Origin of the sequence: Xanthomonas sp. SHU 166, from assembly GCF_000364685.1 — a bacterium.
Lineage (GTDB): Bacteria > Pseudomonadota > Gammaproteobacteria > Xanthomonadales > Xanthomonadaceae > Xanthomonas_A > Xanthomonas_A sontii.
The window spans coordinates 1-13626 of sequence record NZ_AQOJ01000940.1 but is presented as its reverse complement, the minus strand read 5'-3'; the positions used below and the strand labels follow the sequence as shown (position 1 = coordinate 13626).

General features: G+C 67.1%; 11 protein-coding genes and 1 pseudogene. 5 read left to right on the top strand and 7 right to left on the bottom strand.

What is annotated here, in order from left to right; genetic code table 11:
* Positions 1–70: 70 nt before the first annotated feature.
* Positions 71–634 carry an adenylate kinase gene (locus tag D180_RS21115; protein WP_010343370.1) on the bottom strand — a complete coding sequence of 188 codons (564 nt, stop codon included), beginning with the start codon at positions 632–634 and terminating at the stop codon, positions 71–73.
* Positions 635–779: 145 nt separating this feature from the next.
* Here D180_RS21115 and D180_RS21110 point away from each other — a divergent pair, with 145 nt between their 5' ends.
* Both D180_RS21110 and D180_RS24705 read left to right on the top strand, forming a co-directional pair.
* The gene (locus D180_RS21110) at positions 780–2036 is read left to right on the top strand and encodes a 6-phosphofructokinase (RefSeq protein WP_017914332.1); all 1257 of its coding nucleotides are present in this window, start codon (positions 780–782) and stop codon (positions 2034–2036) included.
* A gap of 37 nt (positions 2037–2073) precedes the next feature.
* On the top strand, positions 2074–2490 hold the full coding sequence (locus tag D180_RS24705) for a DUF6434 domain-containing protein (protein ID WP_232760616.1): 417 nt from the start codon (positions 2074–2076) through the stop codon (positions 2488–2490).
* Between the two features lie 243 nt (positions 2491–2733).
* Here D180_RS24705 and D180_RS21100 read toward each other — a convergent pair whose 3' ends face one another.
* Positions 2734–3273 (bottom strand): hypothetical protein, encoded by a 540-nt coding sequence (locus D180_RS21100; RefSeq protein ID WP_017914330.1) that lies wholly within the window; start codon positions 3271–3273, stop codon positions 2734–2736.
* Between the two features lie 257 nt (positions 3274–3530).
* Here D180_RS21100 and D180_RS21095 point away from each other — a divergent pair, with 257 nt between their 5' ends.
* Positions 3531–5558 carry a sodium-translocating pyrophosphatase gene (locus tag D180_RS21095; protein WP_017910504.1) on the top strand — a complete coding sequence of 676 codons (2028 nt, stop codon included), beginning with the start codon at positions 3531–3533 and terminating at the stop codon, positions 5556–5558.
* 56 nt (positions 5559–5614) lie between these two features.
* Here D180_RS21095 and D180_RS21090 read toward each other — a convergent pair whose 3' ends face one another.
* Complete coding sequence (locus tag D180_RS21090) at positions 5615–6103, bottom strand: hypothetical protein (RefSeq protein WP_017914329.1); 489 nt, start codon at positions 6101–6103, stop codon at positions 5615–5617.
* A 198-nt stretch (positions 6104–6301) separates the two neighbouring features.
* On the opposite strand from D180_RS21090, the gene ppa reads away from it, so the two are divergent.
* Positions 6302–6835, top strand: coding sequence for an inorganic diphosphatase (ppa, locus tag D180_RS21085; protein WP_010343376.1), 534 nt, complete (start codon positions 6302–6304; stop codon positions 6833–6835).
* Between the two features lie 158 nt (positions 6836–6993).
* Positions 6994–8109 carry an HDOD domain-containing protein gene (locus D180_RS21080; protein ID WP_017910507.1) on the top strand — a complete coding sequence of 372 codons (1116 nt, stop codon included), beginning with the start codon at positions 6994–6996 and terminating at the stop codon, positions 8107–8109.
* Positions 8110–8205: 96 nt separating this feature from the next.
* On the opposite strand, the gene D180_RS24700 is transcribed toward D180_RS21080, so the two are convergent.
* From D180_RS24700 to D180_RS21065, 4 genes and pseudogenes are all read right to left on the bottom strand, one after another.
* A complete protein-coding gene (locus D180_RS24700; RefSeq protein ID WP_223875541.1) occupies positions 8206–9081 on the bottom strand; it encodes a hypothetical protein in 876 nt (291 codons plus the stop codon).
* Between the two features lie 66 nt (positions 9082–9147).
* Positions 9148–12003 carry a TonB-dependent receptor gene (locus tag D180_RS21075; protein WP_043091498.1) on the bottom strand — a complete coding sequence of 952 codons (2856 nt, stop codon included), beginning with the start codon at positions 12001–12003 and terminating at the stop codon, positions 9148–9150.
* Between the two features lie 49 nt (positions 12004–12052).
* Entirely contained in the window at positions 12053–12949 is an 897-nt protein-coding gene (locus D180_RS21070; RefSeq protein WP_017914327.1) for a helix-turn-helix transcriptional regulator, read from the bottom strand.
* 120 nt (positions 12950–13069) lie between these two features.
* Positions 13070–13626, bottom strand: a pseudogene (locus D180_RS21065) (biopolymer transporter Tol); the annotation flags it as partial.

Below are 13626 nucleotides of genomic sequence, written 5' to 3'. Positions count from 1 at the left end.
CCCCCCCCCGCCGGTACGGCGCCGTCTGCACGACCGGCACCCGCGGCGGGCGCCGGCGTGCCGTGCCGCCTCAGCGGCCGATCGCCGCCAGGATGCGGGCGAGCACCTCGTCCAGCGAGCCGACGCCATCGACCCGCGCCAGCGTGCCGCGCTTGTCGTAGAAGCCGATCACCGGCGCGGTCGAATCGGTGTAGACCTGCAGGCGCTTGCGCACCGACTCGGGATTGTCGTCCTCGCGGCCTTCGGCCTTGGCGCGGCCGGCGATGCGCTCGACCAGCAGTTCGTTGGCCACGTCCAGCTGCACCACCGCGTCCAGCGGCTGGCCGAGCTTGGCCAGCAGTTCGTCCAGCGCGCCGGCCTGGGCCAGGTTGCGCGGGTAGCCGTCGAGGATGAAGCCGTTGCGCACGTCGTCGCGGCCGAGGCGCGATTCGAGCATGCCGAGCAGGATGTCGTCGGAGACCAGGTCGCCGCGCGCCATCACTTCCTTGGCCTGCACGCCCAGCGGGGTGCCGGCGGCGACTTCGGCGCGCAGCAGATCGCCGGTGGAAATGTGCGGGATCTGCAGCTTGTCCTTCAGGCGGGCCGCCTGCGTGCCCTTGCCCGATCCGGGCGGTCCCAACAGAACCAATCGCATCAACCTGACTCCTCGAGGAAAGTACCGTGCGCGGCCGGCGGCGTTAGACTCGGGGGCCAAGCCTGCGCTGCACCGCTAGATCCCCAGCTTACCGCATCCGGGCAATGTCCCGGCAATGTCCCCACCCCAGGAGCGAACCCCGACCATGGCCCAAGGCACCCTGCTGTACGCCCAGTCCGGCGGCGTCACCGCCGTCATCAACGCCAGCGCCGCCGCCGTCATCGGCGAAGCGCGGGCGCGCAAGGTCAAGGTGCTGGCCGCGCGCAACGGCATCCTCGGCGCGCTGCGCGAGGACCTGATCGACACCTCCAAGGAGTCGGCGGCGGCGATCGCCGCGCTGGCCCATACGCCCGGCGGCGCGTTCGGCTCGTGCCGCTACAAGCTCAAGTCGCTGGAGGCCGACCGCGCCAAGTACGAGCGCCTGCTGCAGGTGCTGCAGGCGCACGACGTGCGCTACTTCCTCTACAACGGCGGCAACGATTCGGCCGACACCGCGTCGAAGGTATCGCAGCTGGCGCAGGCGTTCGGCTACCCGCTGCACTGCATCGGCGTGCCCAAGACCATCGACAACGACCTGGCGGTCACCGACACCTGCCCGGGCTTCGGCTCGGCGGCCAAGTACACCGCGGTGTCGGTGCGCGAGGCGGCGCTGGACGTGGCGGCGATGGCCGAAACCTCGACCAAGGTATTTGTCTACGAGGCCATGGGCCGCCATGCCGGCTGGCTGGCCGCCGCCGCCGGCCTGGCCGCGCAATCGCCGGACGACGCGCCGCAGATCATCCTGTTCCCCGAACGCGCCTACGACGAGGCCGCCTTCCTGGCGCAGGTGCGCAAGGTGGTGGACAAGGTCGGCTGGTGCGTGGTGGTGGCCAGCGAAGGCATCCAGACCGCCGACGGCCGCTTCGTCGCCGATGCCGGCGGCGGCACCGATGCGTTCGGCCACAGCCAGCTCGGCGGCGTGGCGTCCTACCTGGCCGGCAAGGTCAAGGCCGAACTTGGCTACAAGGTGCACTGGACCCTGCCCGACTACCTGCAGCGTTCGGCCCGCCACCTCGCCTCGCGCACCGACTGGGAGCAGGCGCAGGCGGTCGGCAAGGCCGCGGTGCAGTTCGCGCTGAAGGGCATGAACGCGGTGATGCCGGCGATCGTGCGCAGCAGCGATGCGCCGTACCGCTGGAAGATCGAGGCGGCGCCACTGCACAAGGTCGCCAACCACGAGAAGAAGATGCCGGCCGGTTTCCTGCGCAAGGACGGCTTCGGCATCACCGACAAGGCGCGCCGCTATCTGCAGCCGCTGATCCGCGGCGAGGCGCCGCTGCCCTACGGCACGGACGGCCTGCCCAAGTACGTGGCGCTGAAGAACGTGGCGGTGAAGAAGAAGCTGCCGGCCTGGGAGGGCTGACAGCGCGGGCGCACGATCGGCATGACGTCATCGGCGCATGCCGTCGCGCGCGGGATGTCGCCGTTGGCGCCAGCCTCTGCAGGCGCTGCGCCGGACGATCGGGGGACGCGACAGGACGCTGCAGGGATCCTGGCGCATCCACCACGAATGTCGGATTGCCTGCAGCTTGAGAGAAGACGAGGCCACCAGGATGCGCGACACGCACGAAGACCCAAGCAGCGCGTCCGGCCCAGTGCGCTTCGATTGGCACAGCGACCCCATCACCCGCGCGACGCCGGTGGACGAGCACTATCGCAACACGCAGAACGTGCGCCGCTTCCTCGTGACCATGTGCGGCGACGGCTTCGCGTTCGATCGCGCGTTCATGGCCTGGATCAGGAATGGCGTCGCCAAGACCATGGGCGACGTCGCCGACGAATGGCAGCGACGGCACACCGGCACCGTGTCGACCTAAGGCACCGCGCGCGCCGCATGCGACGGATCGGCGAGGGTCAAGAACTGCGACAGCAACGCAAAGCGCAAAGCCGCCAAGCCTGTCCTGGATCCCGCTTTACGCAGGCATCCAGGGATCGCATGCGCCGTGCCTGTGCGGCCTCACGACAGCCACATTACCGTGGCGCATACGCAGCGCCGGTCGCGGCCGCCCTGCCTGCGCGATGCAGGCGTGACGGCCGAGGCGGCTCGACAATCTTCCCGCTCAGCGGCAGGCCTTGCCTTCCACCGTCATCTGCGCGGTGAACTGCGGCACCTGCGGGACCTCACCGGCGGCCGCCTGCTGCTTGGCCTCTTCCAGATAGATCCGCGACTGGCCCTGGCCATCGCGCTCGGTGTTCAGCGCCACCGGCTTGCGCCACACCCGCACCACCGCCTGCTGCGACGGACAGGCGGCGCTGGGCACGCGGATCAGATCGTTGAACTTCCAGCCGGTGGCCTCGCTTGGCTTGGCCTGGTCGAACTCGACCAACCTGGCGCGCGGCTGGCAGGTCGGGCTGCTGCGCACCGCGGAGAAGCGGTAGGGCTGCGCCGCATCGCCGGTGTACTCGCCCTCGAAGCGCACGCAGGCCTCGGGGATCTGACGGATGGTATGCACCACGCCCACCGCCTGCGGCGCGCTGGCCGGGCGCTGCAGTTCCGGGGTCGGGTCGGCGGCTGCAGCGGCCTGCGGCGCCAGCGCACACAGGCCAAGGGCCAGGATCGAGGCGCGTGCGCGCAGCCTTGGGGAAATCGTCGATTGCATCGGAGGGCTCCTGGGAAGCGATGCGCCACGCTGCCACGCACAGACTGAACCGCACGCCAAAAGTGAGACGCCCTGCCTGGTCGCTGGCGGCATCACGGAGGCAGGCGCATACTCGCCCACGTCCAGGCCAGATGACATTGCGATACGCACCAGCGGCGCGCGTTGTGGCCGCGGAGTCGTTGCATGCTTCAGCTCCTACGGTGTGATCCCCCGGTATGTCCAGCGCTTGGGCGCCATCCACATCCTTGGGAGGGGTCATGCTGGAACGATATGCGGTCACCGTGGCACTGGCGTGCGCGGCTCTGGCGGTGCTCTACGGCATCGTATCCACGCGCTGGATCCTGGCGCAGCCCGCCGGCAACGAACGCATGCGGCAGATCGCCGATGCGATCCAGGAAGGCGCCCGCGCCTACCTCAACCGCCAGTACCTGACCATCGCCATCGCCGGCGCGGTCCTGCTGGTGCTGGTCGGGGTGTTCCTGAGCTGGTACACCGCCGGCGGCTTCGCGATCGGCGCGGTGCTGTCCGGGGTCGCCGGCTACATCGGCATGAACCTGTCGGTGCGCGCCAACGTGCGTACCGCCGAAGCGGCGCGGCGCGGGCTGGCGCCGGCGATGGCGGTCGCGTTCCGCGGCGGCGCGATCACCGGGATGCTGGTGGTCGGGCTGGGCCTGATCGGCGTGGCCGGCTACTACGGCCTGCTGCAATGGCTGGGACACAGCGTCGGCGACAGCCTGCATGCGCTGGTCGGCCTGGCCTTCGGCAGTTCGCTGATCTCGATCTTCGCGCGCCTGGGCGGCGGCATCTTCACCAAGGGCGCCGACGTCGGCGCGGACCTGGTCGGCAAGGTCGAGGCCGGCATTCCCGAGGACGATCCGCGCAACCCGGCGGTGATCGCCGACAACGTCGGCGACAACGTCGGCGACTGCGCCGGCATGGCTGCCGACCTGTTCGAGACCTACGCGGTCACGGTGATCGCGACGATGCTGCTGGGCGGGCTGATGGCCGCCGAGGCCGGGCGCAACGCGGTGCTGTATCCGCTGGTGCTGGGCGGGGTGTCGATCGTCGCCTCGATCGTCGGCACTTTCTTCGTGCGCGTGCGCCCGGGCGGTTCGATCATGGGCGCGCTGTACAAGGGCGTGGTGGTCTCGGCGGTGCTGGCGGCGCTGGCGTTCTGGCCGGTGACCCAGCAACTGATGGGCGACACCGCCGCCGGTGCCGGCAAGCTCTACGGCTGCGCGCTGATCGGCCTGGCGCTGACCGGGTTGATCGTGTGGATCACCGAGTACTACACCGGCACCCAGTACAAGCCGGTGCAGCATGTGGCGCAGGCCTCGACCACCGGCCACGGCACCAACATCATCGCCGGGCTTGGCATCTCGATGAAATCCACTGCATTGCCGGTGATCGCGGTGTGCGCGGCGATCTGGGGCGCGTTCGCGTTGTCGGGTCTGTACGGCATCGCCATCGCCGCCACCGCGATGCTGTCGATGGCCGGCATGATCGTGGCGCTGGACGCCTACGGCCCGATCACCGACAACGCCGGCGGCATCGCCGAGATGGCGGAACTGCCGCCGGAGGTGCGCGCGGTGACCGACCCGCTGGACGCGGTCGGCAACACCACCAAGGCCGTGACCAAGGGTTATGCGATCGGCTCGGCGGCGCTGGCGGCGCTGGTGCTGTTCGCCGACTACACCCACAACCTGCGCGCCGCGCACCCCACCGAAACCTTCGCCTTCGATCTATCGGACCACACGGTGATCATCGGCCTGCTGATCGGCGGCCTGATTCCCTACCTGTTCGGCGCGATGGCGATGGAAGCGGTGGGCCGCGCCGCCGGCGCGGTGGTGGAGGAAGTGCGGCGGCAGTTCCGCGAGATCGCCGGCATCATGCAGGGCACCGGCAAGCCGCAGTACGACCGCGCGGTGGACATGCTGACCCGCTCGGCGATCCGCGAAATGATCGTGCCCTCGTTGCTGCCGGTGGCGGTGCCGATCGTGGTCGGCCTGTTGCTGGGCCCGCGCGCGCTTGGCGGCCTGCTGATCGGCACCATCGTCACCGGGCTGTTCGTGGCCATCTCCATGACCACCGGCGGCGGCGCCTGGGACAACGCCAAGAAGTACATTGAGGACGGCCATTTCGGCGGCAAGGGCAGCGAGGCGCACAAGGCCGCGGTCACCGGCGACACCGTCGGCGACCCGTACAAGGACACCGCCGGCCCGGCGATCAATCCGCTGATCAAGATCATCAACATCGTGGCGTTGCTGCTGGTGCCGCTGCTGTAGCCACACGCGCAGCGGGCATCGGCGACATGCCGGTGCCTGCTGCGCGTCCTTTGCCGCTACAGGCAGTCGATCAGGCCATCGTTGATGCTGTGCTCGCTGTGCGGCAGCGGCGCGAACAGCGGCCGCTCGCCCGACAGCGCCGCATACAGCGCGTGCACCCGGGTCTGCGGCTGCAGCGGGGTCCGGCAGTGCCATAGCCGCGCATCGACCACGACCCGGCCGGTGTCCGCATCGACACTGGCCTCGCTGGCGCCGAAGCTCCAGATGCACTCCCCGATCACCCCGTCGCGCTGGCGCACCGAGCAGCGATAGCGCAGCGGCCGGTAGTCGCTGTAGTCGCCTTCGCAGAAGGTGTCGCCGCAGAGCTGGTCGAAGTCGTGCGCCAGCCGTTGCTCCAGGTCGGCGAACGCCTCCCAGCCCTCGCCCGGGGCGGGATAGTCCATCGCATCCACGTAGGCCGGTTGCGCCTGCTGCGCCTGCGCACCGCCGCAGGCCAGGACCAGCACCGCCAGCAGCGGCAGCATCGATTGCCGGATTCCGTTCATCGTCTTGCTCCTTGGGTGGGGAAAGTGGCCACAGGATCGCCGCCGCCCGATTCCGGCACCATCGGAATGCGCCCCATGCGGGCCGGTATGGAGTCCGAAACCGCTGTAGGAATCCTCCGAACCGCCGTGCGCTGCATTGCAACAGCCAACCGACTAGAATGCCTGCCTCTTTAGAAGCCACTCCACTGGAGCTAGCGCATGGGTCTGGAACTGGTCACCTCCGGCAAGAACCTGCCGGAAGAAATCAACGTCGTCATCGAAATCCCCAAGGATTCCGAGCCGGTCAAGTACGAAGTGGACAAGGCCAGCGGCGCCATCTTCGTCGACCGCATCCTCTCCACCCCGATGCGCTACCCGTGCAACTACGGCTACGTGCCCAACACCCTGTGCGGCGACGGCGATCCGGCCGACGTGCTGGTGGTGCTGCCGCTGCCGCTGGTGCCCGGCTGCGTGGTGCGCTGCCGCCCGGTCGGCGTGCTGAAGATGAGCGACGAGGCCGGCAGCGACGAGAAGATCCTGGCGGTGCCGGTGGCCAAGGTGTTCCAGGGCTATGCGCACATCGAGGACATCACCCAGGTGTCCGGCCACTGGATGGAGCGCATCGGCCACTTCTTCGAGCACTACAAGGACCTGGAGAAGGGCAAGTGGGTCAAGCTCGACGGCTGGGGCAATGCCGAAGAGGCCAAGCGCATCCTGCGCGAGTCCGTGACCCGTTACGAAGCCGGCGCCTGAGCCGCGCGGCCGCGGCGGGGCGCCTGCCCCGCCACGGCTGATCCGTTTCACGTTTTGCCGTTGCCGGGGCGCCGCGCTTCGGGGTTTGCGGTACATTGCGTCATGGCATCAGCGAGCCCGGTCCGTCCGCGATCCGGCTCTTCTTGGGGGACAGTCTCTTGCGCATCCTGTTCGTCGGCGACGAAGCCAGCCTTCCGTCCGAAGTCACTGAATACATTCGCGATCTTGGCGACGACTGGCAGGTCCAGAGCGTTGCCGACGGCAATGCCGCGATCGCCGCGGCGGCCACGGTGCGCCTGGATGCGGTGATCGCCGCGCCGACGCTGCCGGACCTGACCACCGCCACCCTGCTCGGCCAGATCCGCACGCTGAGCCCGGAAACCATCCGCATCGCGCTGATCGAGGCCGAACAGAGCAATCGCGCGCCGCCGGCGCGGATCATCGGCGTGGCCCACCGGTTCCTGCCGCTGCCGCTGTCCCCGGAAATGCTGCTGGAGGCGGTCACCAGCCTGGAGGAACTGCAGGAACTGCTGGGCAACCCGCGCCTGCGTTCCAGCATCGGCCGCATCGAGAAGCTGCCCTCGCCGCCGCATCTGTACCTGAGCCTGATGCACGCGCTGGAGCAGGACGAAGGCAGCAACGCCGCCGACCTGGCCAAGCTGGTCTCGGCCGACCCGGCGATCGCGGCCAAGGTGCTGCAGCTGTGCAATTCGGCGTTCTTCTCCAACGGCCGCACCATTTCCGACCTGCGCACCGCCGTGACCCGGCTGGGCACCGCCACCCTGCGCGACCTGGTCCTGGCCAGCGAAGTGTTCTCGGTGCAGGCGCTGTCCAACGCCGAGCGCAACGCGCTGCAGCAGCGCTCGCTGCTGGCGTCCAAGCTGGCCGCGAAGATGCTGCCGGCCTCCAGCGTGGAACTGGGTTCGACCGCGGCGCTGCTGGCCGACATCGGCCTGCTGCTGCCGGGCGTGCGCGACGAGCGCGAGCCGCCCACCGATGCCAACGACACCCGGCCGGGCCACGCCGAAGCCGGTGCCTACCTGCTGGGCCTGTGGGGCCTGCCGATGCCGATCATCGAGGCGGTGGCCTTCCATCGCCAGCCGCAGCGTTCCAGCACCCGCAGCTTCTGGGTCACCGGCGCGGTGCACGTGGCGATGGCGCTGGCCAGCGGCTCGGAGGTCGACGAGGAGTACCTCTCCAAGACCGGCATGCTCAACAAGCTGCCGAGCTGGCGCGAGCATGCCGAGAACCTGATGGGGCTGACCTCGGCGTAGGAATCATCATCCTATGCACGAAAAATTTGATCTCCGCGGAAAATAAACGCAAAAAAACGGGCCACAAGGCCCGTCTTTTTTAACAGGGGACAAGACTTACTGCGTTCTATACTGAACGAGGCAAACTTGCTGCACGCCGGATCCGCTGCAACTGATGGCGCGAACCGAGCCACCTTGGGAGCCGACGACTTTGATTGTGGCGCCTAAACTTTGCATGTGCTCGGCCATGCGGTTCAAATTTTCACCACCATAATCCGTCCAATCCCCCTGAACCTCCTGGATATCACTGGGAATAAGCTGCCCAGCGCCGGTACGCGCACTACCGGGCTCCGTATTTCCATTCTGATTTTCAAGATTGACAATGATTGTCACATAAGACCCATCCTTGAAAACCACCTTGTACATTATCCGTGCCTGATCACGCAGCCCGGTGTAGTTGGATGCCAACTGCAACAAGTCAGTCATTGCCGTAAGGACATTGGCGCCAACGACTGAAGATATAACATTTACATTACCGGTCGCCGATTCGATCATCGCCCTCAAATTAGCGTCCCGAACGAATTCGTATGCGGTCTTGCTAGCAGCATCGGGGTTAAGTCCAAGCATGCTGACCGGAACATTGTAAGTAGGGCGTATTGTTCCACCACCGCTAACATAAAGTTCGTGAGCACGTCTCACTTCCTCGGAAGCACCCGGCGGCGGCGTCTGTTTACGAACGACCGGATTCGCCGCAGTTGTCGTGCGGAGCGGAACTCCACCACCGCCGCCACCAGATCCCACGTACCACTGCTGGATCTTGTTTCCACTCACGCTGTACACAATGTGCGTACCCGTGCCGCGATTTACGGCTTCTGCGCGAAAATCCCCATCATCCTGACAGCTTTCACATCGAATCGCAGCAGCTTCGGCCGAAGGACCGTAGAACGTTCCAGCACCAACAGCAACCACGCCAATCAGAAAATGTCTAATCACGATAAAATCCTTTTTTAAGAAAAAAGCATGGCGGGCCTTGGGCCGCCATGCGCTAGTTCAATCAAATCAGAAGCGCTGGGTGTACTTCATGTACACGTAGCGACCGATGTCGAAGCCGCCGTAGTAGGCGAAGCTGCTGTCCGGGGCCGAGTACATCAGCGGACCGCGGTGGTCGAACACATTGTTCGCACCGATGGCGATCGTCGCGTCCCACGGCGCCTTCCAGTTGACCTGCAGGTCGTGGAAGGTGTTGGAACCGGTGTGACGCAGCGGATCGGCTTCGCCATTGGCGAAGTGGTCCGGCGCATCGCAGTAGTCAGCAGCGCGCGAGATGCACTTTTCCTTCATGCCGGAGTAGTAGCGCAGGGTGTAATTCACACCGAAGTCGCCCAGCGTCCAGTTCACGCCCAGGTTGGAACGCACGCGGAAGATGCCCGGAGTACCGACACTGCCGATGGTGATGTTGTCGCCCGCAGCGTTCTGGCCGGCTTCGTCGTACTTGCTGACGTAGCTGGTCTGCCAGTCGATCATGATCTTGCCGAACGCCATTTCCGGCAGACGGTAGCGGATTCCCAGATCGTAGCCTTCGGTCTCCATCTGGCCGAGGTTGGCCACACCGTAGGTCATCGCCGAGATGTGGCCGTCGGCGGCGCGGGTCACGCCGGCGCAGCGCTCGGCATTGCCCAGCACGTAGCAGTCGCGCAGGATGCGATCGACGCTATCGGCGATGATCATGTCCTTGATCTCGTAGCGGTACCAATCCAGCGAGATGTCCAGGCCCTGTACCCAGCGCGGGCTCCACACCAGACCGGCGGTCTTGCTGGTGGAGGTTTCCGGACGCAGGTTCGGGTTGGAGCCGCTGATGAACTCGTCCGGGGTCTGGCAAGGAAGGGTCGAACACGGCACGTAGCCCTGGCCCAGCTGGGTGTAGCCGACCGGCACGCCGGCCGCGCCGCACGCCGCATTGCCGTTGACGCTGTTCGGCGCACCCACGCCGCACGGATCGATGTACGACTCGAAGCTGCTGTTCAGGCCGCCATACAGATCGCTGATCGTCGGGGCGCGGAAGCCCTCGGCGTAGGTACCGCGGACCAGCAGCTCGTCGATCGGCTTCCAGGTGAAGCCGAACTTGGAGTTCACCGTGTCGCCGAAGTTGCTGTAGTCGGAGTAGCGGCTGGCCAGGTTCAGGGTCAGCTGCTTGGCGAACGCCATGTCGGCCAGGATCGGCACGTTCAACTCGAGGTAGAACTCGTCCAGATCGTAGTTGCCGGCGGTGGTCTTGGCGCCCAGGCCGGTGCTCTCACCCGACTGCGCGAAGGCGTCCGGCGAGAAGCGGCCTTCTTCCTTGCGGTGCTCGTAGCCGACCGCGATGCCGAGGTCGCCCGCCGGCAGCGTCGCCAGCGTGCCGCTCAGGTTGGCGGTGTAGCTGGTGGTCTTGGTCAGGCCGGTATCGGTGAAGTACGGGAACAGGAACGCCTGGGTGTCCGCATCGGCCAGCGAACCCGGGCCGGCCACGCCGAACGGCAGCAGCGGGTTCCACGGACGGCAGGCGCTCAGCGACACCGGCGCGGCGGCGGTGCCGCACTGGGCGACGCCGTTGGCGTTGATGAAGGACGAACCCAGTGCCTGGCGCGCCGCGATCAGGCTCATGTCGCCGTGACCGGTCTTGGTGCTCTCGTTGCGGTTCCACAGCGCACCGACGTCCCAGTCCCAGCTCTTGTCGGCGAACTCGAAGGAGCCGCTGATGGTCGGCGCGAAGCGCGTGGTCTTCAGCTTGCTCTCGGTGGTACGCGGCACTTCCCAGAGGCGGCGGCGGAAGTCGATGTCCTGGCCGATCGGGTTGAACGCGCTGTCGCCGGCCAGCGGGGTGCCGAACGCGGCGGACTGGTACGGATAGCCGGCGATCTGCTGATCGGTGGTGCGCTCGTTGTAGAGCACGTCGGCGTTGAAGACGATGGAGTCGGTCAGGTCGTAGTTGGCGTTGGCGAACACCGACTTACGCTCGATGCCGGTCTGCACCATCATCTGCTGGTTGGAGTTGGCGCGCTCGGCCGCCGTCAGCGGGTGGTAGTCGGCCGGATTGTTCGGGTTGCCGCCCTGGTTCAGCGTCTGCCACACAGCGACTTCCGGATCCGAGCAATCCACGGTCAGCGGGTTGCACCAGCTGCCGTTCTGGCTGATCGGACTCCAGCCGCTCGGCGTCGAGTTCGGGCCACGGCTGCCGTCGCGGCTGAACCAGCGGTTCTTGGCGAACACCGGATCCTGCTTGGAATACTCGGCGGTCAGCGCCACGCCACCGCGCTCGCCCTGGGTGCCGATGGTGAAGGAGTACTGCGAGGTCTTGCCGTCGCCTTCGCCGAACTGGCCGAACTCGGCCGAGACTTCGGCGCCGTCGAAGCGCTTGCGGGTGATGACGTTGACCACGCCGGCAATGGCATCGGAACCGTAGATCGACGAGGCGCCGTCCTTCAGCACTTCGATGCGCTCGATCGCCGCCATCGGGACCTGGCTCAGGTCCTGCAGGCCGGAGGTGGTCGCGCCCAGGCGCTTGCCGTTCAGCAGCACCAGGGTGCGCGCGGCACCAAGGTTGCGCAGGTCGACGTAGTAGCCGCCGACGTTTTCGCCGGAGGCCAGCGCATCGGCGCGCGAGATCGCCGGCGAGCCGGCCGAGGTCAGGTTCTGCAGCACGTCGGCGACCGAGGTGTAGCCCTGGCGCTCCAGCGCCTGGCGGTCCAGGGTCAGGATCGGCTGCTGGGTTTCGACGTCGGCGCTGCGGATGCGCGAACCGGTGATTTCGATCCGGTCCAGCGTGGTGGTGGACGAGGCGGCGGCTTCTTGCGCGCCGGCAATCGCCGGCGTCAACGCGATCGCGATGCTGGCGGGCAGCAAGCCCAGCCGCACTGCGGGAGTGCGAAGGTTCATCAATCTCTCCAGGGTAACGTTAGGGGCGTGTTAAGACGCCCTCGGCACGTTACGTTCCGGTGAGCGCGGCTGCTTTGCCGCTGTCGCCTGCAGACTTTGCCGATTCTGGCGGCACGGCGCTGCCATGGCGATATTGCGAGGCGGAGACACCGAAGCGTGCGCGGAACGCCCGCGCGAAGCTGCAGCAGTTGTCGAATCCGCTGGCGGCGGCCACCTCGCCGATCATCATCGTGGTGTCGCGCAACAGGTCCGCCGCGCGCTCCAGGCGCAGCCGCGCCGACAACGCCTGCGGGCTTTCCTCGTACAGGCTCTGGAACGTCTTGGACAGGTACCAGCCGGAAAAGTTGGTCAGCTCGGCCAGTTCGCTGATCCGCACCACGCGGTCGCGATGGCCGTCCAGATACAGCCGCGCACGCTGCATGCGCCCGAACACCTGGCGCTTGCGCATCCGTGAGCGCCCGGGACAGCGCTGCACGCGGCGCGACAACTCGCCCTGCATGGAGGCCAGATGCAGCAGCACCGGCCGCATCGCCAACGCATCGCCGGGCCGCGCCGCCGCCTGCCGCCACAGGCGCAAGGCGGTCCGCGTCTCGCGCAGCGACAACTCGCCGCGCCCCGCATACAAGGTCTCGTCGGCCATCCGGCCCAAGGCCTTCAGCGCCTCGCCATCCAGGCTCAGACCGATGCACAGGCCGTCGCGGTCGGTCTGCAGCATCGGCCGCGAGTCGCGTTCGAAGGCCAGCCACTGGCCGCGGCGCAGGGCGAAACGTCCCTCCTTGGCCTCGATCCAGGCGCTGCCACGCAACTGCAGCCAGACCGTGAAGGCATTCGCCGAGGCCTGCACGCTGGCCAGGCGCGCTGCGCCCAGGCAGGCCGGACCCGCCGGCGCGTCGTCGGCGTCCAGCACCAGTTGTTGTCCATGATCGACCAGGAAAGATTGCCGCATCCGAGCACCTGCTTGACGTAAACCGGTGCGCAGTCTTTGCCGAACGTGGCGGCAGGTCAGGACGTCTTGGCGATAGTTGTCCGAAATCGCCACGACGCCCTTACGAACAACTTACGAAGCCTATTTTTCCTTCCGGATCAGCCAGTTGTGCGAGATGGTCGAGAACCATTCCGGCTGCTCATGCATACGCATGAAGCCGATCTCGCTGCCGTCCTCGACCGCCAGTGCCACATAGGCGTCGCCACTGCGCGGATCGATGCTGAAGCCGTTGACCGCACTGAAGTGGTCGCGGTCCAGGCACACGCTTGCAGCGAGGCCACCGTCGATCCGCGCCATGCGGCTGGCGCATTCGCCGGTCTGGAACAGGTAATGCACCGCACCCTCGGGGCCCAGCGCCCAGCTGCGGTAGCGCCACAGCGATGGCAGACTGTCGTCCACGACACGCACGCTGGCTAGGTCCAGGCTGGCATCGACGCGCCACAGGCCGCTGCGCGCGAGCCGGGTGAACAGGATCTCCCCAGTGGCGGGATCAGCGCGGACCTGGGAAACATCCGGCAAGGTCGCCAAGGGCCGCCAGGGCACCGCGCGCCGGTCGTACAACTGCAGGCGGGTGCGGCCGTTCTCGCCCAGCAGGACCAGCAGTTGACCAGGTTCGGCGGTGTACAACGCCTGCAGCG

Bases quoted from the DNA above. Each gene is read 5' to 3' on its own strand.
- D180_RS21115 (WP_010343370.1), bottom strand. From the start codon at position 634: ATGCGATTGGTTCTGTTGGGACCGCCCGGATCGGGCAAGGGCACGCAG.
- D180_RS21110 (WP_017914332.1), top strand. From the start codon at position 780: ATGGCCCAAGGCACCCTGCTGTACGCCCAGTCCGGCGGCGTCACCGCC.
- D180_RS24705 (WP_232760616.1), top strand. From the start codon at position 2,074: ATGCCGTCGCGCGCGGGATGTCGCCGTTGGCGCCAGCCTCTGCAGGCG.
- D180_RS21100 (WP_017914330.1), bottom strand. From the start codon at position 3,273: ATGCAATCGACGATTTCCCCAAGGCTGCGCGCACGCGCCTCGATCCTG.
- D180_RS21095 (WP_017910504.1), top strand. From the start codon at position 3,531: ATGCTGGAACGATATGCGGTCACCGTGGCACTGGCGTGCGCGGCTCTG.
- D180_RS21090 (WP_017914329.1), bottom strand. From the start codon at position 6,103: ATGAACGGAATCCGGCAATCGATGCTGCCGCTGCTGGCGGTGCTGGTC.
- ppa (WP_010343376.1), top strand. From the start codon at position 6,302: ATGGGTCTGGAACTGGTCACCTCCGGCAAGAACCTGCCGGAAGAAATC.
- D180_RS21075 (WP_043091498.1), bottom strand. From the start codon at position 12,003: ATGAACCTTCGCACTCCCGCAGTGCGGCTGGGCTTGCTGCCCGCCAGC.
- D180_RS21070 (WP_017914327.1), bottom strand. From the start codon at position 12,949: ATGCGGCAATCTTTCCTGGTCGATCATGGACAACAACTGGTGCTGGAC.